20 protein-coding genes are annotated in these 21468 nt (G+C 62.5%); 18 read left to right on the top strand and 2 right to left on the bottom strand.

The genetic code is table 11. From position 1 onward, the window contains the following. Nucleotides 1-16 precede the first annotated feature (16 nt). The 14 genes from cgtA (at nt 17) to KUV45_RS03355 (ending at nt 14071) form a co-directional block, all read left to right on the top strand. Complete coding sequence (gene cgtA / locus KUV45_RS03420) at nt 17-1207, top strand: Obg family GTPase CgtA (protein ID WP_206944004.1); 1191 nt, start codon at nt 17-19, stop codon at nt 1205-1207. A 57-nt stretch (nt 1208-1264) separates the two neighbouring features. Further along, nucleotides 1265-2404 (top strand): glutamate 5-kinase, encoded by a 1140-nt coding sequence (gene proB, locus KUV45_RS03415; protein WP_206944003.1) that lies wholly within the window; start codon nt 1265-1267, stop codon nt 2402-2404. A gap of 256 nt (nt 2405-2660) precedes the next feature. Beyond that, on the top strand, nt 2661-2927 hold the full coding sequence (rpsT, locus tag KUV45_RS03410; RefSeq protein WP_206944002.1) for a 30S ribosomal protein S20: 267 nt from the start codon (nt 2661-2663) through the stop codon (nt 2925-2927). A 333-nt stretch (nt 2928-3260) separates the two neighbouring features. Then, nucleotides 3261-4784, top strand: a complete 1524-nt coding sequence (gene murJ, locus KUV45_RS03405; protein ID WP_222164157.1) for a murein biosynthesis integral membrane protein MurJ — start codon at nt 3261-3263, stop codon at nt 4782-4784. Between the two features lie 89 nt (nt 4785-4873). Continuing rightward, on the top strand, nt 4874-5926 hold the full coding sequence (gene ribF / locus KUV45_RS03400) for a bifunctional riboflavin kinase/FAD synthetase (RefSeq protein ID WP_222164067.1): 1053 nt from the start codon (nt 4874-4876) through the stop codon (nt 5924-5926). A gap of 10 nt (nt 5927-5936) precedes the next feature. Beyond that, nucleotides 5937-8783: an isoleucine--tRNA ligase gene (ileS, locus tag KUV45_RS03395; protein WP_222164066.1), complete on the top strand. Its 2847-nt coding sequence runs from the start codon at nt 5937-5939 to the stop codon at nt 8781-8783. A gap of 37 nt (nt 8784-8820) precedes the next feature. Next, nucleotides 8821-9327: a signal peptidase II gene (gene lspA / locus KUV45_RS03390; RefSeq protein ID WP_224852145.1), complete on the top strand. Its 507-nt coding sequence runs from the start codon at nt 8821-8823 to the stop codon at nt 9325-9327. A gap of 63 nt (nt 9328-9390) precedes the next feature. Beyond that, complete coding sequence (gene fkpB / locus KUV45_RS03385; RefSeq protein WP_206943994.1) at nt 9391-9837, top strand: FKBP-type peptidyl-prolyl cis-trans isomerase; 447 nt, start codon at nt 9391-9393, stop codon at nt 9835-9837. A 126-nt stretch (nt 9838-9963) separates the two neighbouring features. After that, nucleotides 9964-10917, top strand: a complete 954-nt coding sequence (ispH, locus tag KUV45_RS03380; RefSeq protein ID WP_206943993.1) for a 4-hydroxy-3-methylbut-2-enyl diphosphate reductase — start codon at nt 9964-9966, stop codon at nt 10915-10917. A 276-nt stretch (nt 10918-11193) separates the two neighbouring features. Next, nucleotides 11194-11655, top strand: a complete 462-nt coding sequence (locus KUV45_RS03375; protein ID WP_222164064.1) for a type IV pilin protein — start codon at nt 11194-11196, stop codon at nt 11653-11655. After that, on the top strand, nt 11642-12154 hold the full coding sequence (locus KUV45_RS03370) for a prepilin-type N-terminal cleavage/methylation domain-containing protein (RefSeq protein ID WP_222164156.1): 513 nt from the start codon (nt 11642-11644) through the stop codon (nt 12152-12154). Before KUV45_RS03375 ends, KUV45_RS03370 begins: the two co-directional genes overlap by 14 nt. Further along, the gene (gene pilV / locus KUV45_RS03365; RefSeq protein WP_222164063.1) at nt 12151-12570 is read left to right on the top strand and encodes a type IV pilus modification protein PilV; all 420 of its coding nucleotides are present in this window, start codon (nt 12151-12153) and stop codon (nt 12568-12570) included. Before KUV45_RS03370 ends, pilV begins: the two co-directional genes overlap by 4 nt. After that, nucleotides 12567-13049 carry a PilW family protein gene (locus tag KUV45_RS03360; RefSeq protein ID WP_222164062.1) on the top strand — a complete coding sequence of 161 codons (483 nt, stop codon included), beginning with the start codon at nt 12567-12569 and terminating at the stop codon, nt 13047-13049. The genes pilV and KUV45_RS03360 overlap by 4 nt, the downstream gene beginning before the upstream one ends. Next, the gene (locus tag KUV45_RS03355; protein ID WP_222164061.1) at nt 13046-14071 is read left to right on the top strand and encodes a PilX N-terminal domain-containing pilus assembly protein; all 1026 of its coding nucleotides are present in this window, start codon (nt 13046-13048) and stop codon (nt 14069-14071) included. The genes KUV45_RS03360 and KUV45_RS03355 overlap by 4 nt, the downstream gene beginning before the upstream one ends. Before the next feature lie 154 nt (nt 14072-14225). Here the strand turns inward: KUV45_RS03355 and KUV45_RS03350 are convergent, their stop codons facing one another. Beyond that, nucleotides 14226-14765 (bottom strand): GspH/FimT family pseudopilin, encoded by a 540-nt coding sequence (locus KUV45_RS03350; protein WP_222164060.1) that lies wholly within the window; start codon nt 14763-14765, stop codon nt 14226-14228. A gap of 180 nt (nt 14766-14945) precedes the next feature. On the opposite strand from KUV45_RS03350, the gene thiO reads away from it, so the two are divergent. Next, nucleotides 14946-16043 carry a glycine oxidase ThiO gene (thiO, locus tag KUV45_RS03345; protein ID WP_222164059.1) on the top strand — a complete coding sequence of 366 codons (1098 nt, stop codon included), beginning with the start codon at nt 14946-14948 and terminating at the stop codon, nt 16041-16043. A gap of 18 nt (nt 16044-16061) precedes the next feature. On the opposite strand, the gene KUV45_RS03340 is transcribed toward thiO, so the two are convergent. Further along, nucleotides 16062-16328, bottom strand: a complete 267-nt coding sequence (locus KUV45_RS03340) for a PP0621 family protein (RefSeq protein ID WP_222164058.1) — start codon at nt 16326-16328, stop codon at nt 16062-16064. Between the two features lie 110 nt (nt 16329-16438). Here KUV45_RS03340 and KUV45_RS03335 point away from each other — a divergent pair, with 110 nt between their 5' ends. The 3 genes from KUV45_RS03335 (at nt 16439) to KUV45_RS03325 (ending at nt 21434) form a co-directional block, all read left to right on the top strand. Beyond that, nucleotides 16439-18070, top strand: coding sequence for an NAD+ synthase (locus KUV45_RS03335; RefSeq protein ID WP_222164057.1), 1632 nt, complete (start codon nt 16439-16441; stop codon nt 18068-18070). Between the two features lie 167 nt (nt 18071-18237). Then, nucleotides 18238-19566 carry a sugar ABC transporter substrate-binding protein gene (locus KUV45_RS03330; RefSeq protein ID WP_222164056.1) on the top strand — a complete coding sequence of 443 codons (1329 nt, stop codon included), beginning with the start codon at nt 18238-18240 and terminating at the stop codon, nt 19564-19566. Nucleotides 19567-19670: 104 nt separating this feature from the next. Beyond that, nucleotides 19671-21434 carry a cytosine permease gene (locus KUV45_RS03325; protein WP_206943979.1) on the top strand — a complete coding sequence of 588 codons (1764 nt, stop codon included), beginning with the start codon at nt 19671-19673 and terminating at the stop codon, nt 21432-21434. Nucleotides 21435-21468: the final 34 nt, after the last annotated feature.

Below are 21468 nucleotides of genomic sequence, written 5' to 3'. Positions count from 1 at the left end.
GCCAGGAGAGTGACAGATGCAGTTCGTCGATGAAGCCTCGATCATCGTGGAGGCGGGCAACGGGGGTAACGGTTGTCTCAGCTTCCGTCGTGAGAAGTACGTGCCCAAGGGCGGCCCGGATGGTGGAGATGGCGGTCATGGTGGGTGTGTTTACCTGATTGGTGACGACGCCCTCAATACGCTGATCGACTTCAAGTACCAGCGCTTCTACAAGGCGCAGAACGGGCAGCCCGGGCAGGGCCGTCAGATGAGTGGCAAGGCTGGCGAGGACCTCCACGTGAAGGTCCCGGTGGGAACCACCGTCATTGATGAAGATACCCTTGAGGTGATCGCTGACGTGACGGAGGTCGGCCAGGTCGTGCAGGTGGCCCAGGGTGGTCGTCGCGGGCTTGGTAACATCCACTTCAAGTCGTCTACCAATCGCGCGCCGCGTCGGACCACGCCTGGTACAGAGGGTGAGCGCCGCAACTTGCGCCTGGAAATGAAGGTGATGGCCGATGTCGGGCTGTTGGGGCTGCCCAATGCCGGCAAGTCGACGCTGATTCGTTCCGTCTCAGCGGCCAAGCCCAAGGTGGCCAACTACCCGTTTACCACCCTTGTGCCCAACCTTGGCGTGGTCAAGCTGGGGATGCACGAGCACTTTGTCATGGCGGACGTGCCCGGGCTGATTGAGGGTGCCTCCGACGGCGCCGGCCTGGGACTGCGCTTTCTCAAGCACCTGACCCGTACCCGGCTGCTCTTCCATGTGGTGGATGTGGCACCCTTCGATGAGTCTGATCCGGTGGATGCTGCGGCCGCCATCATGCATGAGCTTGGGCAGTTTTCACCGACGCTGGCGGAGCGTCCGCGCTGGCTGGTGCTCAACAAGCTGGATCTGCTGCCGGAAGACGAGCGCGAGTCGGTGGCGGCAGAGATCGTGCGTCGGCTTGACTGGCAGGGGCCGGTCTTCCGTATCTCGGCCATCTCCAATGATGGCACCGATGCGCTGGTGCAGGCGGCTCATCGCTGGTTGACCGAACAGCGCACCCTCGAGAACGAAGATGAAGAGGCCATGGAGCGCGAGCAGGACATGCGCCAGCGGATGGAAGATGAAGCCGTGGCGCGCACCGAGGCTCGTCTCGGGCGGCGTCGCAAGCATGTTGATGACGACGACGATGATGATCTGGACGACGATGATCACGACGTCGAGGTCGAATACGTTCAATAGGGCTGCCGGGCTGTCAGCAGCAGGCGCGGTCGGTAGCGTGAACAGGTCGAGGAAAGGATGCACAGCGTAGAGCAGGTTCCGGGGCGAGACGCCCTGAGCAGCGCGCGGCGGGTGGTGGTCAAGATCGGCAGCGCCCTGTTGACCAACGATGGCCGTGGCCTCGATGACGACGCCATTGGCGGCTGGGTGGACCAGATTGCCGCCCTGGCGTCCCGCGGGGTCGAAGTGGTCCTGGTGTCGTCGGGGGCGGTGGCCGCCGGCATGGTGCGCCTGGGGTGGGCATCTCGCCCGTCGTCAGTTCATCAGCTCCAGGCGGCGGCGGCCGTAGGGCAGAATGTGCTGACGGAAACCTATGAAAGCCATTTTGGCCGTCATGAGCTGCTTACCGCGCAGATCCTGCTGACCCACGATGACCTGTCCAATCGCAAGCGCTACCTGAATGCGCGATCCGCCCTCAGGACGTTGGTCGACCTCAAGGTTGTCCCCGTGATCAACGAGAACGACACGGTGGTGACCGACGAAATTCGCTTCGGTGACAATGACACCCTGGGCGCGTTGGTGGCGAACTTGCTGGAGGCGGACGCGCTGGTGATCCTGACCGACCAGGAAGGCCTATTCGATGCGGACCCCCGCCATGACCCGGATGCCAACCTGATTCAGGAAGGCCGCGCCGATGATCCGCGGCTTTCAGCGGTGGCCGGCGGCGGCGGTGCGCTTGGGCGCGGGGGCATGACGACCAAGGTGCGCGCCGCCAGGCTGGCTGCCCGCTCGGGCGCGGTCACGGTCATCGCCAGCGGTCGCCAGCCGCGGGTGCTGGAGCGTCTCGCGGATGGCGAGCGTCTCGGTACTCTGCTGACTCCCGATCGTGCTCCCATGGCCGCTCGCAAGCGCTGGCTCGCCGGTCAGCTGCAGGTGCGTGGCACCTTGACGCTGGACAGCGGGGCAGTGCGCGTCCTGCGCGACAAGGGGTCGTCGTTGCTGCCTGTGGGCGTAAAAGGCGTTCAAGGCAGGTTTGCCCGCGGTGACATGGTGCTTTGTGTAGATGAGCAGGGAGAGCGTGTTGCCAAGGGGTTGATCAATTACCACGTGGATGACGCGAGCAAGATCCTTGGGCAGCCCAGCGGACGCATCTGCGAGCTACTGGGCTACATGGAGGCGCCCGAGTTGATTCACCGCGACAACCTGGTGGTGTTTTGACAAGGCCACATCCTGTACCCGCCTTGTCAGGGGCGTCTGGCAACACGTGCCGAAAAGCTGGCACCCCGGGGCTTGACATGATAGGATGCGCCATCCTCTCAGACACGGCCCGTAACGATTGCCTTGCAACATAGGTTGCGATGGCGGTCGGCCAGATGGCCAGGCCGACGGGGATTTTTTATTTTCCCCTGTTGGATCAAAATGTTATCAAGTCATCGTATGACGGTGACGACAACTTTCTCCAAGGAGACAGTCAGTGGCTAACAGCAAGCAAGCCCGTAAGCGCGCCCGTCAGGCAGAAACTCGTCGTGTCCTGAAGGCAGGCCAGCGCAGCATGGTCCGCACTTACGTCAAGCGCGTGATCAAGGCAATCAACTCTGGCGATCACGCCCAGGCAATGGACGCCTTCAAGGCAGCCCAGCCGGTCATCGACCGCATTGCCGACAAGGACACGCTGTCCAAGAAGAAGGCCGCTCGTATCAAGAGCCGTCTGAACAAGCGCATTAAGGCACTGGCTGCGTAAGCCGGTACTGCGCTCTCGGTGTGACGCGGCGAGCCCGAGTCATGCTGACGAAAAACCGGCTTCGGCCGGTTTTTTTGTGTCTGCTGATTGGCTCTGGCCACCACCGCCAGGGTGGCTTCCATGACGATGGTCCTGCAACGATGGTCCCGACACAAAGGGTCCTGCGATAAAGGGTGAGATGACGTGAGTGACGAGCGTCGACAGCCACAGGCGAGCAATGATCGCCCTGAGCACGAGGCGAGCGATCTGAGCCGCTCTCTGGAACAAGGCAATGGAACGCCTGCTGGCGCGGCGGAGGATGGCGCTGCGCGTCCCCCCGCGCGACGTGGCTTGATGCGCTCTGGCCTGGTGGTCAGCAGCATGACCATGGTGTCGAGAGTGCTGGGGTTGGTGCGCGACGTGGTGATTGCCACGTTGCTGGGGGCTGGGCAAGGTGCTGACGCCTTCTTCGTGGCGTTCAAGATCCCCAACTTCATGCGCCGGCTGTTTGCCGAGGGCGCCTTCAATCAGGCCTTCGTGCCTGTGCTGTCCGAGTATTCGACCACCCGCACCCGCGATGAGGTGCGTGAGCTGCTCAACGCCGTGTGTGGCAGCCTGGCTGCGGTGCTGGCACTGATCACCGCGCTGGCGATCGTGGCGGCGCCCTGGCTGACCTGGCTGTTTGCCCCCGGCTTTGCTCGCGACCCCGAAAAGCTGGCGCTGACGGCTGATATGCTCAGGCTGACCTTTCCCTATCTGCTGTTGATTTCGCTCACCGCATTCGCGGGCAGTGTGCTCAACACCTGGAATCGGTTTGCCGTGCCCGCCTTCACCCCGGTACTGCTCAACCTGTCACTGATTGGAGCTGCCCTGCTGCTGACTCCCTTGATGAGCGAGCCGTCCATGGCGCTGGCCTGGGGCGTGCTGATTGCGGGTGCGGCGCAGCTATTGTTCCAGGTGCCTTTTCTGGTCCGCCTGGGGCTTATGCCACGGCCCTGGCCAAACTTCGCCCATGAAGGCGTGCGCCGCATCCTCAAGCTGATGGCGCCCGCGCTGTTCGGCGTATCGGTATCCCAGATCAACCTGCTGCTGGATACCATCCTGGCGTCGTTGCTGGCGGCCGGCAGTGTATCCTGGCTGTACTACTCGGACCGCTTGGTGGAGCTGCCGCTGGGCGTCTTTGGCGTCGCCATCGGGACGGTCATCTTGCCTGCCCTGTCACGCCGTCATGCGGAAGCGTCCACCGAGCATTTCAGTCAGATGCTGGACTGGGCGCTGCGTGCTGTCCTGCTGCTCGGGCTGCCGGCGGCGCTGGCGCTAGCGCTGTTGGCTGAGCCGCTGCTGATCACGCTCTTCCACTATGGCGCCATGACCGACAATGACATCGTGATGGCGGCGATGAGCCTGCGTGCCTATGCCCTTGGGCTGGTGGCGTTCATGCTGATCAAGGTGCTGGCGCCGGGCTTCTTTGCCCGCCATGACACCAAGACGCCGGTCAAGGTAGGGATTGTCGCCATGGTGGCCAACATGGTCTTCAACCTGATCCTGATCTGGCCTCTGGCCCACGCTGGCCTGGCCTTGGCGACCGCGCTGTCGGCCTTCCTGAACGCCGGCATGCTGGCGTGGCTGCTGCGTCGTCAAGGAGTGCTGAACTTTCAGCCTGGCTGGGGGCGTTTTGGGGTGCAGCTGGGGGGCGGCTGCGTCGCCATGGCGGGCGTGCTGATACTGCTGGCGCCTGACTGGCACCAGTGGCTGACCTGGTCGCTTGTCGCGCGGGCGCTGTGGATGCTTGGGCTGGTGGCCGCTGGCGGGGCGACCTATTTTGCCTGGCTTGGGATCACCGGTGTGCGCGTCAGGCACTTCCGGTTCAAGGGCTAGCCCATGGACGTGCAATGGGTCAGCGGGAAGACGTGGCCCCCTGCACTTCGTTATACTCGTCACCCTTTAGGTTCGGTGTGATCCGGCTCATGGAAGTAATCCGAGGCTTGCACAATCTGCGCGAGAGGCACAGAGGCACGGTCGCCACCATCGGCAACTTCGATGGGGTCCACCTGGGTCATCGTGCCATTCTCGACCAGTGTCACGCTGAGGCGGCCAGGCGCGACCTCGCGGTCACTGCGGTGGTGTTCGAACCCCAGCCCAGGGAGTATTTTGCCGGTGACCAGGCGCCACCGCGGCTGACGCGCTTGCGTGACAAGGTAAAGTTGCTGGGCGAGTGCGGCGTTGATCGGGTGCTGTGTCTGCCGTTCAACGAATCGCTGCGCCAGCTGACGGCAGCGCAGTTCATCGACCGGGTACTGGTCGAGGGCCTGGATGTTCAGCATCTGGTGGTGGGAGACGATTTCCGCTTTGGCTGCGACCGCCGTGGGGATTTCGCCCTGTTGACCGAAGCAGGGAAATGTCAGGGGTTCACGGTAGAACATACCCTGACCTTCCGTGTCGATGATGACAGGGTGTCGAGCACGCGGGTGCGAACCCTGCTGGCCTGCGGCAATTTCAAGGCAGCGGCTCAACTGCTTGGGCGGGCTTACTGCTTTCGCGGGCGGGTGGTGCCTGACCAGCAGCGTGGCCGCACCATCGGTGTCCCGACGGCTAACCTTCCGTTGCTGCCAGGACCGCTGGTGCTGCGAGGTGTCTATGCGGCCATGGTGGAGGTGGAAGGCGATAGCGGCACGCGCTATCCGGCCGTGGTGAACATTGGCTGGCGCCCCACGGTGGGGTCGGTACGCCCTGTGCTCGAGGCACACCTGCTGGACGTTGAGCGTGATCTCTACGGTCGACGGCTGACAGTAGTGCCCTGTGCCAAGCTGCGGGGGGAGGAGACCTTTGCCGACTTTGCCGCGCTGAAGACACAGATCTATGCCGATATCGACCGGGCCCGCGAGGTGTTTGCCCGGTACGACAGCGGTAGACGACCCTTTTTTGAAGAGTATCCTCTGGCGTCGGCGCCCCGTGCGCGCGAGGCCGTAACCCAGGATTCCCCGGCGGGGCAGGGCCCCGCCGATCATGATGACGGCTGACCCCAGGACTATGAGCGACTACAAGCACACTCTGAATCTGCCAGAAACCGAATTCCCGATGCGCGGCATGCTGCCCAAGCGCGAGCCGGCCCGGATTGAACAGTGGCAGAAGCTGGACATTTACCAGCGCTTGCGTGAAGCACGCCAGGGCCAGGAGGTGTTCGTGCTGCACGACGGCCCTCCCTACGCCAATGGCAGCATTCACATCGGTCATGCCGTCAACAAGATTCTCAAGGACATTATCGTCAAGTCGAAGAACTTGGCGGGCTTCGATGCACCCTACGTGCCGGGCTGGGATTGTCACGGCCTGCCCATCGAGCACAAGGTCGAGACAACCCACGGCAAGCACCTGGAGCCCGAAAAGGCGCGGGCCCTGTGTCGTGACTACGCCGCCGAGCAGGTCCAGGGCCAGCTTCAGGACTTCGTGCGTCTGGGCGTGGTGGGCGACTGGGACAACCCGTATCGCTCCATGGATTACGCCAATGAGGGCGGTGAGATTCGCGCGCTGGCCGATATGGTCAAGGGCGGCTACGTGTTCAAGGGACTCAAGCCGGTCAACTGGTGCTTCGATTGCGGTTCTGCCCTGGCCGAAGCCGAGGTCGAGTACGCCGACAAGAAGTCCGATGCCATCGATGTGGCCTTCACCTGTGCCGATGCTGACAAGCTCGCCGCCGCGTTCGGCCTGGACAGCCTGACGAAGCCTGCCGCCGTGGTGATCTGGACCACGACGCCCTGGACCATTCCGGCCAACCAGGCGCTCAACGTCCATCCCGAATTCAACTATGCGCTGGTCGACACGGGCGAGCGCCTGCTGCTGTTGGCCGAGGACCTGGTAGAGAGCTGCCTGGAACGCTTCGGTCTCAGCGGTGACGTGGTCGCTACCGCTCGCGGTGAGCGCCTGGAGCTGATCGAGTTCCAGCACCCGCTGTATGAGCGCACCGCGCCGATGTATCTGGCCGACTACGTGACCTGCGATGAAGGCAGCACCGGCATCGTTCACTCGGCACCGGTGCACGGGGTCGATGACTTCGACTCCTGCCGTCGCTACGGCATGGACTTCAGCGACTTCATCAGCGTGGTCAAGGGCGACGGTTGCTATGTCGATGATCTGCCCCTGTTCGGTGGCATGCTGATCTGGAAGGCCAATCCGAAGATCGTCGAGGCCCTGTCCGAGACAGGTGCGTTGATGGCCCACAAGACCATCACTCACAGCTACATGCACTGCTGGCGCCACAAGACGCCGGTCATCTACCGTGCCACCGCCCAGTGGTTCGTCGGTATGGACATTCCGGGGCACGATGGCCGCACCCTGCGCGAGAGTGCACTTGAGGGCATCGAAGCGACCCAGTTCGTGCCGGCCTGGGGCAAGGCTCGCCTGCATAGCATGATTGCCAACCGCCCGGACTGGTGTATCTCCCGCCAGCGTAACTGGGGGGTTCCGATCCCGTTCTTCCTGCACAAGGAGACCGGCGAGCTGCACCCGCGCACGGTAGAGTTGACCGAGCAAGTGGCAGACCTGGTTGACCAGGCCGGCATCGACGCCTGGTTCAGCCTTGATCCGGCAGAGCTGCTTGGCGACGAGGCCGGTCAGTATGACAAGGTCACCGACACGCTGGATGTGTGGTTCGACTCTGGCACTACCCATCGCCATGTACTGCGTGGCTCGCACCCCCATGGGCACCAGAGCGGGCCGCGAGCGGACCTCTACCTGGAGGGCTCCGACCAGCATCGTGGCTGGTTCCACTCATCGCTGTTGACCGGCTGCGCCATCGATGGTCATCCGCCTTATCGCGGTCTCCTGACCCATGGCTTCACCGTTGACGCGCAAGGCCGCAAGATGTCCAAGTCCATGGGCAATGTGGTGGCTCCGCAGGAGGTGATGGACAAGCTGGGGGCCGATATCCTCCGCCTGTGGGTGGCGTCTACCGACTACTCAGGCGAGATGGCGGTGTCGGACGAGATCTTGAAGCGCACCGCTGACGTCTACCGGCGCATTCGTAATACCGCACGCTTCCTGCTGGCCAACCTCAACGGCTTCAACCCCGAGCGCGATGCGCTGGCCTTCGATGACATGCTGGCATTGGACCAGTGGGTGGTGGACCGCGCGGCCCAGCTGCAGGAGCGCATCGAGACGGCCTATGCCGAGTATCGCTTCCTCGACGTCTATCAGCAGGTGCATGGTTTCTGTGCGCGGGAGCTGGGTGGCTTCTACCTGGATGTGATCAAGGATCGCCAGTACACCACCCAGGCGGACTCCCAGGCCCGTCGCAGCGCCCAGACCGCGCTGTATCACGTGGTTCAGGCGCTGGTGCGCTGGGTCGCGCCGATCCTGTCGTTCACCGCCGAGGAAATCTTCGAGAATATTCCTGGTGAGCAAGGTCTGGAGCAGGGCCGCAGCGTACTGCTGGAGACCTACTACACCGGTCTGTCCACCCTCAGTGGCGACGCCAGCATGGGCCGTGACTTCTGGGAGCAGGTGCTGACCGTCAAGCAAGCGGTCAACAAGTGTCTGGAAGACGCCCGCAACGCCAAGACCATCAAGGGCAGCCTGGCCGCCGAGGTGACGCTGTACGTCAGCGATGAACTCAGCGAGCTACTGTCGCGGCTGGGCGATGAGCTGCGCTTTGTCATGCTCACCAGCGACGTGCGCCTGGCGCCGCTGGCCGAGGCCAGCGATGCCGCGGATACAGATGTCGAAGGTCTCAAGGTGGCGGTGAGTGCCAGTGACCACGCCAAGTGCGAGCGCTGCTGGCATCATCGTCCTGAGGTAGGCTCGCTGCCCAAGCACCCCGACCTGTGTTCGCGCTGTGTCAGCAACCTGCCCGATGGCTCGGGCGAGGTGCGTTACTATGCCTGATCCTGCCGAGTCGACTGCCAAGGAGGCAAAGGACGCGATGAGTTCTCAGGTGCAACCGATGAAGCAGCCGCTGCGCTGGTGGTGGCTGGCGTTGGTCTGGATCGTGCTCGACCTTGGCACCAAGGCGCTGATGAGCCAGTCCCTGAGTTACGCTACGCCGGTAGAAGTGCTGCCGTTCTTCAACCTGACGTTGCTGCACAACACTGGTGCCGCCTTCAGCTTCCTGGCTGACCACCCAGGCTGGCAGCGCTGGCTGTTTGCCGCCATTGCTGTGGCGGCCACCGTCGGCCTGACCATCTGGATGAAGCGGCTGCGCCAGGATGAAAAGCTGCTGGGAGCTTGCCTGGCGCTGATCATCGGGGGCGCCCTGGGCAACCTTTACGATCGGCTGGTGCATGGCTACGTGGTCGACTTTCTGTCGTTCCATGTGGCGGGCTGGTACTACCCGGCCTTCAACGTGGCCGATATCGGTATTACCCTGGGGGCCATCGGCCTGATCTGGGAGTCCATCTTCGGCGAACGTCGACGCGCCCGGCGCGGCTAACCCCTCCTTTGCCGACGGGGGCGTTACCGACCCCCGCCGGCCTGTCACTCTTTTGGAGATCCCATGAGCGACTACCGTATCGACGAGGGCATGGAAGTCACTCTGCACTTCACCCTCAAGCTGGAAGATGGCACCGTGGTGGACAGCACCCGCGACAAGAGTCCGGCTACCTTTCAGCTGGGCGACGGCAACCTGCCACCCGGTTTCGAGCAACCGCTGAAGGGCATGACAGATGGCGATAGCGGCAGCTTCGAGGTCAGCCCCGAGCATGCCTTTGGCCAGCACAATCCGCAGAATATTCAGCGCATGAAGCGCGATGTGTTCAACGGCGATGAGCCCGAAGTGGGCACCGTGATGTCGTTTGCCGACGTCAACGGTGACGAGCTTCCCGGTGTCATCACCGAGCTGGATGGAGACATGGTGGAAGTGGACTTCAACCATCCGCTGGCAGGACGCACCCTGACCTTCGAGGTCGAGGTACTGGGCGTCAAACCCGCCACGACGCACTGACAGGCCTGCGTCTCTGGGTGTGTCAGGCGAGGCCCAGCGGGTTAGAGCCTGATCCACCAGCAGTTTATTCATTTGCTAAACCACCGCTCAATCAGACGCCTAGAAGGCGCCAAGGCAAGGCAGACCATGCAAATCAAGTTGGCCAACCCCCGCGGCTTCTGTGCCGGCGTCGACCGGGCCATCGATATCGTCAACAGCGCGCTGGATGTGTTCGGACCGCCGATCTATGTGCGTCATGAAGTGGTCCACAACCGCTTTGTGGTCGATAGCCTGCGTGAGCGCGGCGCGGTCTTCGTCGAAGAGCTGCATGAAGTGCCCGATGATGTCATCGTGATCTTTTCTGCCCACGGTGTATCGCGAGCGGTGCAAGAGGAAGCCGAGCAGCGCGGGTTGAAGGTGTTTGATGCCACCTGCCCATTGGTGACCAAGGTGCATATGGAGGTGCTTCGCTATGCCCGCCGTGGGCAAGAGTGCATCTTGATCGGCCACGAGGGCCACCCTGAAGTGGAAGGGACCATGGGACGTTATGATGTTTCCTATGGTGGCCAGATCTACCTCGTGGAGGATGAGGATGACGTCGCTCGGCTGGAGGTCAAGGACCCCAGTCGGCTCGCCTTCGTCACCCAGACGACCCTCTCCATGGATGACACCGCTCGCGTGATTGACGCCTTGCGTGCGACCTTCCCCGAGATTCAAGGCCCGCGCAAGGACGATATCTGCTACGCCACCCAGAATCGTCAGGATGCGGTGAGGGAACTGGCCGCGGCAACAGATCTGGTGTTGGTGGTGGGTAGTCCGAACAGCTCCAATTCCAATCGACTGCGGGAGCTTTCCGAGCGTGTGGGCACCGCCGCCTACCTTATCGATAATGCCGAGCAGATTGATCCGGCGTGGGTCGACGGCGTGACTTCCGTCGGCGTTACGGCCGGGGCCAGTGCCCCCGAAGTGCTGGTCAAGGGTGTGATCGACCGGCTGATCGAACTGGGAGCCGAAGCGCCCGAGGAACTGGCAGGGCGTGAAGAAACGATTACCTTCTCGATGCCCCGAGAGCTGCGTGACCGGGTTATCGTCAGCGACTAGTCTTCGAGCAAGACCCCTTGCGAGCGTTGAGCTTCACGCCGACAAGAATGCGTCGATAAGAAAGCACCGATGTAAAAGCGCCGCCTGTCACAGGGCGGCGTTTTTGCATCCAAGGCTCGGGATGACCAGGTTTCTGTGCCTATTCGTTGCTCTGTGACAGATCCTTGATCCAGCGCCTGCCTTTGGCCGTCCCACTGGGACATACTTGGGGCGAAAACGAGCCGGAGATGCCTGATGATGGTAAGACTGCAGCCGCTAGCCAGGCGCGGTGCATGCATGGGTGATCGCCAAAGGCGCACAGCAGGTAGCCGCCGTTGCGCTGGCTCCCGGCCTTCGTCAGGACGGCAGACGGCAGCAGGGGGGCGGCGAGGCCAGGCGGGCTTTACACTGCTGGAATTGCTGCTGTGTGTCGCCATCCTGGGCCTGTTGGCGTCGGTGGCATACCCGATGTACACCGAACGCCTGCGCGAGAGCCGGGTCGCCGATGGCCGTGCGCTGCTGTTGACCGCGGCCTCTTCATTGGAGCGCTGCTACACCCGTGATCAGGCGTATGATGCGCCCGCCTGCGATGGCCTGGCCACGCCCTCGGCGTCAGGTTTCTATCTGCTGACCGTGGAGCGTTATCCGGGACGCTTCTTTCTTGAGGCCCGGGCGGTGGATGCCCACTCGGTCAAGGGCGGATGCGACAGCCTGACCATGGACCAGACCGGGGAGCGTGCACCGAATGAGTGCTGGTAGTCGCCGCCAGCGAGGGATGACCTTGATTGAGCTGGTCCTGGGCTTGGCGGTGGTCGCGCTGATGGCGACAGTGGCGGTGCCCAATCTGCACCAGTGGTTGCGGCATGAGCGTCTGGTCGCCGATGCCAACCAGCTGGTGGGCGCCTTGACCCTGGCACGGACGACGGCCCTGACTCGCCGTCAGAATGTGACAGTACGAGTGCAGGAATGCAGCGGTCACTGGCGACTGGAGGTGCTGGCAGGCAACAGCGCTGCTGAGGGCTGTCCCGTGTCCGCCAGTCACGGCGAACCAGCGTTGATGATCGAGCAAAGCTCACGTACCGATGGTACGACCCTGACCGCCGGTGACGTCACCTTCGACCTCATGGGGCGGCTTGACCAGTGTCATTTCGAGCCACCATGCCGGCTGTGGCTGAGCTCGCCTGCAGGCGAGCGCCGCTGGATCCGCGTGGAGCCCAGCGGCATCGTACGCTCGGGGGCGGGAGAGGGGGCCGTATGATCACGCCAGCGTGGCAGCGTGGCTTTTCCCTGCTCGAGGCACTGGTGGCCCTGCTGCTGCTGTCAGTTGGCTTGCTGGGTATTGCGGGGCTGCAGCTGCGCAGCCTCCAGGGGGCGCACTCCAGCATTCAGCGGTCTCTCGCCGACCTTGCCGCCCAGGATGCCAGGGAGTTGCTGTGGGCGAGCATGACGGCGCTAGACGGCGAGTGTCCTCCCGATGCTGCGCAAAGCCTTCGCTCACATCAGTGGCACCAGCATTGGGCGCCCTTTCTACCGGGGCTTGCCGACGCCGATCAGTCGATCGAGCCTGCCGAAGACTGCGCCTTCAAGATATCGATTCGCTGGCAGGACGAACGCTTCTCCGATCCCAGCGTGTTCGATTATTGGGTCAAGTTGCCGGCCAGGGATCACCTATGAGCGGGCTGGGGCGCGGGCACCTCGCTATCCGCTTGGGCGCGCAGCGTGGCGTGTCACTGGTCGAGCTGATGGTGGCCATGCTGGTGGGGAGCCTGGTCATCCTTGCCGCGGGGAACCTGTTTCATGAGGCCAACGTCAGCGCCAATACGGTCTTACGACTCGCCGATCGTCAGGCAGTGATCAGCTATGCGTTGGATACCGTGACCGCCGCGGTGCGGCGCGGATCGGCTGACGTAGACAGCTACGTGCTCAGGCCTTCGCTCGATGGCGAAGGCTGCACCCTGCACGATGCGCTGAGTGGTGAGCCCTTGGTCGATGGCCTGGCCGATAGCGGTCACTGTGACCAGGATCCCGTGCTGGAGTCGCTTGGTGAGGGGCTCTATCGCATCACGCTGAGCCTGCCTCACAGTCCCGTGCCCTTGTCGTTGCACGTGGTAAATCGCCAGACCGCCATGGCGTCGCTGGAGGGCTCGCCATGAACAGATGTTCGATGTGTGACAGACAGCGTGGGGCGGTGCTTCTGGTGGTGCTGTCGCTGGTGGCCATCGCCTCGGTGATTGCCATGGCAGCGGTCCAGTCCTCCGTGGTCGACGAACGTCTTGCGGGCAATATGCGAGCCATGGCTCAAGCACAGATGGCCGCCGACTGGGGCGCTGCCGAGGTGATGCAAGATCTCGATATGACCCTGTCCGCCACCGAAGAAACCTGCCAGGTGTTGGAGCAGCAGGTGATGGCAGGAGGGTGGGGGCCCTCCTGGCGAGAGGCGGGTACCCTGCCGAATCAGCCAGGCGTTGGCTACCGGTGGTCCCCTTGCGATCATGAGGGAAGTGCGGCTCGTCTTGTCGTGGGCTACGTCGAGGATGGGTCTCATCATCTGGCATTGCACGGTGTCATTATTGCCGCATCGAAAGGGGACGGTGGCGCAAGTCCCGTTCCCGCACTCCCGGATGGCTGTGACACCGTGTCGGCGGGCCCCTTCGTCAACTATGGTCCGAACGATGTGCAGATGTGCTGGAACACTGCGCCGTCGCCAGGTCAGCCCGCTCCGTCGCTCGACCCGAGACCCTACATGGATGAAGTGTTCGCGGCCTTTGAGGGGGTGCCGTTTGATGCGAGTGGCTGTGCGTATCAGAATCACACCGTGCTGTGTGATAGCGACAGGGGCTTTGACGGCACCATGGACCTGTCCGCCCATGCTGATCTGGATGCGGTGATCGTGGATGGGGCGGTGACCATGACGGTACCTTCTGGCAGCTACGGCTGTGATGTGGTGGCGACGGGGCAGGTCACGCTGAATGGTCAGGGTGGCGTTATCCTGGACGGCAGCGTCTGGGCGAACGGTATTTCCATTCACGGTGATGTGGACAATGCGACGTTCGAGGTGCAAGGGGCGTTGGTGTCGGCGGGAACCGTGATTGTCGATCACAACGTGAGGGTAGAGCCGGAGCTCGGTGGTGGTGAGAGTGCCGATGGTGCCCTGTGGCTGGATCGATCCGCCTAGGGCTTGTACGAAAAGTGCCTGCGCTTGGTGATACGGCGTTAAAATCGTCTGGTACGCCAGCCCGGTCAAAATGCTCATTTACACCTCGTAAACTGCGCTTTCTCACCGATTTTTGCCTTGTCTAACCTTCACTCGTCGACTTTTCGGACAAAGCCTAGCCTTCGAGGCAGGGCGTCGTTGTGGAGTGAGTCTCGCTGCGCAGGCGCCCGAAATTGCTGAGTACCAGGCGCACATGACGCCGATCGTTTGTGCACAGCTCAAAGGTCCCGTTGTGCCCGCTGGCCCGTCCATTGGCCAAGAACCTGACGGGCTTGTGGTCCTCGCGAAAGCGAATGCGCGGCAGCAGGCTTGGAGGAAACACTCGCAGTGTGGCGCCACCCCAGCTCGGAGCTCCTGCCTTGATCAACAGCTTTCCTGTCCAGTCAGTACCGCAGTGTACGCCATCAGCACTAGGACACAGGGTGACCTGGGAGGCACGCACAATCGCGGTACTGCGGGTCAGCGCCAGGGCGTCCTGTAGCCGCGCAACGTCGCTGGCGATATGCTGGCGAGCGATCATCGCGCGATAGCCCGGCACGGCCACCGCGCTCAGCATGCCGATAATGGCGATGACCAGCAGCAATTCCAGCAGGGTCGCACCCGACTGAGGTCTTTGGAGGCAAGGACGCTGCGCAGCAGATCGGTCGTCGTCCATGGCAATCTCCCTTCGCTGCCGCCTATGCTGGCGAAATGAACGGGCAGGCCTCCGTCGCGCCCGGCGTCATGCCCCTGGGGCGATGACACAGGTGATGATGGCGTTGAAGCGGTGCTGGTCGTGCGGGTGTTGTTCCGAGTGTAGTTCTCGATAGTGGGGTAGACAGGTGGGAGGCGTGTTTTGAGCGAGTTTGTGGTGATCGGCGGTGGCGTGATTGGGCTGATGACGGCCCTGCAGTTGGCAGATGCTGGCCACAGCATCACGGTAATCGACCGCGGGCAATGTGGAAGAGAAGCCTCCTGGGCGGGAGGAGGGATCGTCTCGCCGCTTTACCCATGGCGCTATAGCGACCCTGTTTCCCAGTTGGCGAGCTGGTCCGAGGGCGCCTATCCCGAGCTGTCGCTGCGCCTGCTCGAAGAGACAGGGGTAGATCCAGAATACCGTCAGAAGGGGCTTCTCTACCTGCGTGTCGAAGATGAAACACGCGCCTTGGCGTGGGCCAGGGGAGTCGGCAAGCCGCTGTCTCGGGTAGGGGCGGAGGTGATTCGCGCCAAGGAGCCTCAGGTGCGTCAGGATGTCGAGGACGCCCTGTGGATGCCAACGCTGGGCAGTATTCGCAACCCGCGCTTGATGCGTTCGCTCAAGACGAGGCTTTCAAGCATGCCTGGCGTGACCTTTGCCGAGCAGACGTCGGTCACAGGGCTCAACCGGCAGGGCCAGCGCGTCACCTCGGTAGCCACGGACCAGGGAGACGTCGGCGCTGACCAGGTAGTGATCTGTGCGGGTGCATGGTCCGCCCAGCTGGCCAAGCTGGCGGATCTCAGCCTGCCGGTGCGGCCGGTCAAGGGCCAGATGCTGCTGTTCAAGGCGCCGCCTGGCATGGTGGAGCGGGTGGTGTTGATGGACGGGCGCTACGTGATTCCCCGGGGTGATGGTCGCGTGCTGGCAGGCTCGACGCTGGAGGAAGCCGGGTTCGACAAGGGAGTCGATGAGCAGGCCCGGCAATCATTGTGGCAGTCTGCCACCGGGATCATCCCTGCGCTGGCAAGCTGTGAGGTAGAACACCAGTGGGCGGGGCTGCGCCCGGGGTCGCCCGATGGGGTGCCCTTCATCGGCAGAGCCCCCGGCTGGGACAACCTGCACGTCAATGCCGGGCATTATCGTAATGGACTGGTGCTGGCTCCGGCGTCTACGCGGCTGCTGGTCGACCAGATGCTGGGACGCCGGCCCATTATCGAGCCCTCCGCCTATGCCCTGGAAGGCCGGCTGGAGCAATGACAGGCTGGCCCCCGAGGCCTAGTCGTCGCTGTCCTTGTCCTCGTGCTCTGCCAGGGACTTGTCACGATGGTCGCCACAGCAGAACCACTGTCCCTGCGCACGCAGGGCGTCCTGTTCCGGCAGATGCACGTTGCACCAACTGCAGCGGACCATTTTTCCGCCCTGCTGTGTGCTCGGGCCGTGGTCTTGTTGCTCGAGCTTCCATTCGCGGTACATGCGATACAGCTTGAGCCCGGCGAAAAACACCACGGCAAAGATCAGCAGACGGATAATCAATAGGTTCATCCTTACTCCCGGTGGGGAGGCGGCCCTCGATGAGCGGCGGCCTTTGCCACTTGGCGGCCCTTGCGGGACAATGGGTTGACCCTATCGATTTTCGAGAGATTTCTTCGCTCATGCAAGACCTGACTCTGGTGATGGCGCAGCTCGATCCCCTGGTGGGCGACATCCCCGGCAATGCCGACCGGGCGATCGAGACCGTGCGGGAGGCCTACCTCGAGCACGGCGCTGACGTGGTTGTTCTGCCGGAACTTTTTCTGACCGGCTATCCCCCCGAAGACCTCTTGCTGCGCCCCTCCATGGAGACGCGATTGCGTGAGGCTCGTGCACGCATGGCCGCCAAGATGGTGCGCGACGTGATGGTCATCGTTGGCTATCCCGGACGTCGCGAAGGCGCGCTCTACAATATGGCGGGCGTCCTCTACAACGGACAGTGGCTGGATGAATATGCCAAGCAGGCGCTGCCCAACTACCAGGTCTTCGACGAGCAGCGCTACTTTACTGCCGGTGCGAGCCCCTTGGTGATCGAGCATAAAGGGGCGAAGCTGGGTGTCCTGATCTGTGAGGACATCTGGCAGGAAGCGCCGATCCAGGCGACTCGTGCTGCCGGTGCTGACATCCTGGTGACGTTGAATGCTTCACCCTATCACCAGAACAAGCCTGCGGAGCGCCTGGCACTGCTCGAGCAGCGCGCACGTGATGCGGGACTGCCGCTGGTTTACGTCAACCAGATCGGCGGCCAGGATGAGCTGGTGTTTGACGGTGGCTCTTGCTGCGTCGATGCCGATGGCAGCCTCGCCGTCCAGGCTCCCCACTGGGACATCTGGCTGAGCCCTGTTCATTTTTCTCACGAAAAGGGTCGCTGGTCACCGCGTCAGGGGGAGTTAGACCTCGACGTGGCGCCAGAAGAAGACCTTTACAGTGCGCTGGTCACCGGGCTGAGAGACTACGTCAACAAGAGCGGTTTCCAGGGGGTGGTACTGGGCCTCTCCGGTGGTATCGATTCGGCGCTGTCGTTGGCCATCGCGGTTGATGCACTGGGGCCTCAGCGGGTGCACGCGGTGATGATGCCGTATCACTACACCGCCGATATCTCCAAGGAAGATGCCGCCGAACAGGCCCGACTTCTCGGCGTCAGCTACGAGGTCATGCCCATCGCGCCCATGGTCGAAGCCTTCATGGACACTCTGGCCGAGAGCTTCGAAGGGACCGAGCGGGATACCACCGAGGAAAACCTGCAGTCACGCTGTCGCGGCGTGCTGTTGATGGCACTGTCGAACAAGAAGGGACTGATGGTCCTGACGACCGGCAACAAGAGTGAAATGGCGGTGGGTTACGCCACTCTCTATGGCGACATGGTGGGGGGCTACAACGCGATCAAGGACGTCTACAAGACGTGGGTGTATCGCCTGGCACGCTGGCGCAACACCGAAAACCTGGTCATCCCCGAGCGCGTGATCGATCGTCCGCCCTCCGCGGAGCTGGCGCCGGACCAGCAGGACAGTGACTCGCTACCTGACTACGACACCCTGGATGCCATTCTGGTGCGCTATATCGAGGGTGACATGAGTGCCGAAGCCATCATCGCGGCAGGGTACAGTGCCGAGGATGTGTACAAGGTGGTCAAGCTGGTGGACCGCTGTGAGTACAAGCGCCGACAGGCACCGGTCGGAGTACGCGTGACCCAGCGCGGATTTGGCCGCGACCGCCGCTATCCCATTGTCAACGGCTGGCAACCTGGCAGCTGATCCTTCTCCCCTCCAGTCGTTACCCGCACGCCCTGCGACGGTCGCTTCGGACCATTGCAGGGCGTTGTTGGTTGTGTGCATAGCTGCACAGTTACGGAGTGTGTATCCGGCGGAGCCTGCTAAGTTTGCTTAATAGGTGTTTGTTAAAGGCAACTTTAGGAGGTGCCATGTTGCTCAGAACCGTGTTGGTAACAGGCAGCCTGACATGCGTGTTAAGCACGGGGGCGGCGCTCGCTGAATCGTCGCCGATCAGTGCCTTGACCATCGCCACGGTGGGCAACCGTGACATGGTCCGCATGCAACAGCTCAGTGAGGGCTTTACCGCCGCGAATTCAGATATCGAGTTGCAGTGGGTGGCGCTGGATGAAAACACTCTGCGTCAGCATGTGACGACGGATATCGCCACTGCGGGGGGGCGCTTTGACATCGTGACCATTGGTACCTACGAGGCAGCGATCTGGGCCGAGCGAGGGTGGCTGCTTCCCCTTGACGACCTGCCAGCCAGCTACCAGGTGGATGATCTACTGCCCACAGTGCGTGAAGCGCTGTCGTTCCAGGGGCAGCTTTATGCTGCTCCATTCTATGCGGAGTCGGCATTTACCCTGTATCGCGAGGATCTTTTCGCCGAAGCCGGGTTGAGCATGGTCGAGTCACCGAGCTGGGAGTTCATCGCCCGGGCTGCCGCTGCGTTGCATGACCCTGATGAGCACTATGGCATATGCCTCAGGGGCAAGCCGGGCTGGGGCGAAAACATGGCGCTGTTGACGGCGATGGCGAACGCCTATGGTGGCCGCTGGTTCGACATGCAGTGGGTCCCGCAGTTGGCGACGGCCGCCTGGCGTGACGCCCTGGACCAATACCTATCGTTGTTGTGGGAGTATGGCCCACCGAATCCGGAGCAACTGGGCTTCAATGACAACCTGGCGCTGTTTCAGCAGGGCAAGTGCGCGATCTGGGTGGATGCTACGGTCGCGGCGTCCGCCGTCACCAACCCACGAGAGTCAATGGTGGCCGATCGGGTGGGGTTTGCATTGGCGCCACAGCAGGGGATGGGCAAGCGAGCCAACTGGCTGTGGGCATGGGCGCTAGCGATACCGTCGAGCTCCACTAGTAGCGACGCGGCAAAGCGTTTCATCGCCTGGGCCACCTCGGCAGACTTCCAACGTCAGGTCGCCGAGGATGAAGGGTGGGCTCAGGTCCCTCCCGGTACTCGCCGCTCCCTCTATGCCAATCCCCACTATCAGGCCGCAGCGCCATACAGTGACATGGTGCTGGAATCGCTGACAGCCGCAGATCCTGGGAACCCGACGGTGGAGCCAGTGCCGTATCGTGGCATCCAGTACGTGGCGATTGCTGCCTTTCCTGGTATCGCCACGGCGGTAGGCAATCGCTTCGCGAAGGCGCTGGCAGGCGAGATAACGGTCGATGAGGCGCTGGAAAACGCGCAGTGGGTAACCCAGAAGGTGGCCGAGCAGGCCCGCTTTGCCGATCAATGATGCATCGGCTGTGGGCGTCATTTGCCGGCGTGAAGCTAACGCCAGGCCGCCCACTGCCTCGTGATACCAGGCGTAGTGTCCTGCGCCGGGACAAGGAGATTGCCATGGCTTCATCCGGGTTCAACCCCCATCAGCCGCTGGAGCGCATCGACGATGAGCAGCTGCCGGTGTCGCCTCACAAGCAGCATGGTGCCAGACACTTTCTAGGGCTCTATGCGGCGGAACACGTCGCCGCGACGGAGTTCGTGATAGGCGCCACCTTTGTCGGCCTGGGGGCAGGAATATGGGACATCCTGATCGGCTTGATCATCGGCAATACGTTGGCGGTGTTGAGCTTCACGCTGATTACGGCCCCGATCGCGGTAGGCACGCGATTGAGCCTGTTTGCCTATCTGGAGCGGATCGCCGGTAATGTCATGGCCAAGCTCTACAATGGCGCCAATGTGGTGATCTTCTCGGCCATCTCGGCGGCCATGATCACGGTGTCAGCGACCGCAGTACGCGTGCTGTTCGATGTGCCTCCGCAAGTGGCTCCCTACCCTACGGACGTGGCTTTTGTGCTGATTGCCTTTGCCGTAGGGGCGATCGTGGTGCTGGTGGCAGCGTTTGGCTTCAACGCGCTAAGCGAGTTTGCCAGTATCTGTGCCCCCTGGCTGATGGTCATGTTTACCGCCGGGGGCATGGTGCTGATTCCAGCGCTGGCGGAGTCGGTGACGGGCTTCACGACACTCACCAGTGTCTCTGATTTCATTGCCATTGCCAGTGCCAGCGTGTTCACCGGCGTCAACGCTGAAGGCGAGCCAGGTATCGGTCTCTGGGAGGTCATCGGTTTCGCATGGGCGGCCAATACCTTTGCGCACTTCGGACTGATCGATATGGCGCTTCTGCGTTATGCACGCAAGGTGCGCTACGGTCTGGCCACCTGTACAGGCATGATGTTTGGTCACTACGTTGCCTGGATCTCGGCCGGGCTCATGGGGGCGGCGACCGCGGCTACCATGAAGCTCAGCATCATGGTGGTGGACCCCGGCGATGTGGCTTTCTATGCGCTCGGACTTTCCGGTTTCGTCATCGTGGTCGTGGCGGGGTGGACGACCGCCAATTCGAACTTGTACCGAGCAGGCCTGGCAGCTCAAGCCTTGATGCCTGAGGTCAAGCGCTGGAAAGTGACCATGCTGGTAGGCTTAGGCGTCATGGGGGCGAGCTGTTTCCCGTTCGTCTACCGCAGCATGCTGCCCTTGCTGACCTATGCGGGCCTGATACTGGTGCCCGTAGGCGGGATTGCCTTTGCCGAGTACCAGCTGTTCCCGCGGCTTGGCATGACGTCATACTGGGCCAGCTTCAAGGGGCTGGCAGACAATCGTCCAGCCATTGCCAGTTGGCTTCTTTCGCTGGCCTTTGGTGTGGGACTGAACGTGCTGGATATCATGCCGTTCTACTATCTGTTTCTCCCTACCTGGTGTGTCTCCATCCTGATCTATGTCGTTCTCGCGCGGCGGGCAGGGGCCTGTGAGGCCTATCCAGAGCAGCAGCGCGCGCTGGAAGACTTCCATCAGCGGGTGGCTGAACGCCATGAACGCAAGGCGGCGGAGAAGCATCGCCAGAGGATCGAGGACAAGACCTGGCTGTCCAAGGGCATTGTCGTCATCTGGTGCGGGGTAGGTTTGATCGTGCCCGCCGTCTTGGCCTGGCGAGTCATGTTCGATAGCCCGGATCTCTACGAATACTACGTTAATCGTGAGCTGTTCTACGACGTGACCATCTGGTGCACGCTGGTGTACTTCACGTTCGCCTACTGGGGCCTTCAACGGCGCAAGCGGTTCAAGCGTGGTGGCGTCGCGGCCCACACACCAGAGGCCGCCGGGTAGCGGTCGGTCACGACAGCGGCGCTGTTCCGTAGAG

The organism is Halomonas sp. DP3Y7-2 (genome assembly GCF_019800795.1).
GTDB lineage: Bacteria > Pseudomonadota > Gammaproteobacteria > Pseudomonadales > Halomonadaceae > Halomonas > Halomonas litopenaei_A.
This window is presented reverse-complemented; position numbering and strand designations above follow the sequence as displayed.

Bases quoted from the DNA above. Each gene is read 5' to 3' on its own strand.
- cgtA (WP_206944004.1), top strand. From the start codon at position 17: ATGCAGTTCGTCGATGAAGCCTCGATCATCGTGGAGGCGGGCAACGGG.
- proB (WP_206944003.1), top strand. From the start codon at position 1,265: ATGCACAGCGTAGAGCAGGTTCCGGGGCGAGACGCCCTGAGCAGCGCG.
- murJ (WP_222164157.1), top strand. From the start codon at position 3,261: ATGCGCTCTGGCCTGGTGGTCAGCAGCATGACCATGGTGTCGAGAGTG.
- ribF (WP_222164067.1), top strand. From the start codon at position 4,874: ATGGAAGTAATCCGAGGCTTGCACAATCTGCGCGAGAGGCACAGAGGC.
- ileS (WP_222164066.1), top strand. From the start codon at position 5,937: ATGAGCGACTACAAGCACACTCTGAATCTGCCAGAAACCGAATTCCCG.
- lspA (WP_224852145.1), top strand. From the start codon at position 8,821: ATGAGTTCTCAGGTGCAACCGATGAAGCAGCCGCTGCGCTGGTGGTGG.
- fkpB (WP_206943994.1), top strand. From the start codon at position 9,391: ATGAGCGACTACCGTATCGACGAGGGCATGGAAGTCACTCTGCACTTC.
- ispH (WP_206943993.1), top strand. From the start codon at position 9,964: ATGCAAATCAAGTTGGCCAACCCCCGCGGCTTCTGTGCCGGCGTCGAC.
- KUV45_RS03375 (WP_222164064.1), top strand. From the start codon at position 11,194: ATGGGTGATCGCCAAAGGCGCACAGCAGGTAGCCGCCGTTGCGCTGGC.
- KUV45_RS03370 (WP_222164156.1), top strand. From the start codon at position 11,642: ATGAGTGCTGGTAGTCGCCGCCAGCGAGGGATGACCTTGATTGAGCTG.
- pilV (WP_222164063.1), top strand. From the start codon at position 12,151: ATGATCACGCCAGCGTGGCAGCGTGGCTTTTCCCTGCTCGAGGCACTG.
- KUV45_RS03360 (WP_222164062.1), top strand. From the start codon at position 12,567: ATGAGCGGGCTGGGGCGCGGGCACCTCGCTATCCGCTTGGGCGCGCAG.
- KUV45_RS03355 (WP_222164061.1), top strand. From the start codon at position 13,046: ATGAACAGATGTTCGATGTGTGACAGACAGCGTGGGGCGGTGCTTCTG.
- KUV45_RS03350 (WP_222164060.1), bottom strand. From the start codon at position 14,765: ATGGACGACGACCGATCTGCTGCGCAGCGTCCTTGCCTCCAAAGACCT.
- KUV45_RS03340 (WP_222164058.1), bottom strand. From the start codon at position 16,328: ATGAACCTATTGATTATCCGTCTGCTGATCTTTGCCGTGGTGTTTTTC.
- KUV45_RS03335 (WP_222164057.1), top strand. From the start codon at position 16,439: ATGCAAGACCTGACTCTGGTGATGGCGCAGCTCGATCCCCTGGTGGGC.
- KUV45_RS03330 (WP_222164056.1), top strand. From the start codon at position 18,238: ATGTTGCTCAGAACCGTGTTGGTAACAGGCAGCCTGACATGCGTGTTA.
- KUV45_RS03325 (WP_206943979.1), top strand. From the start codon at position 19,671: ATGGCTTCATCCGGGTTCAACCCCCATCAGCCGCTGGAGCGCATCGAC.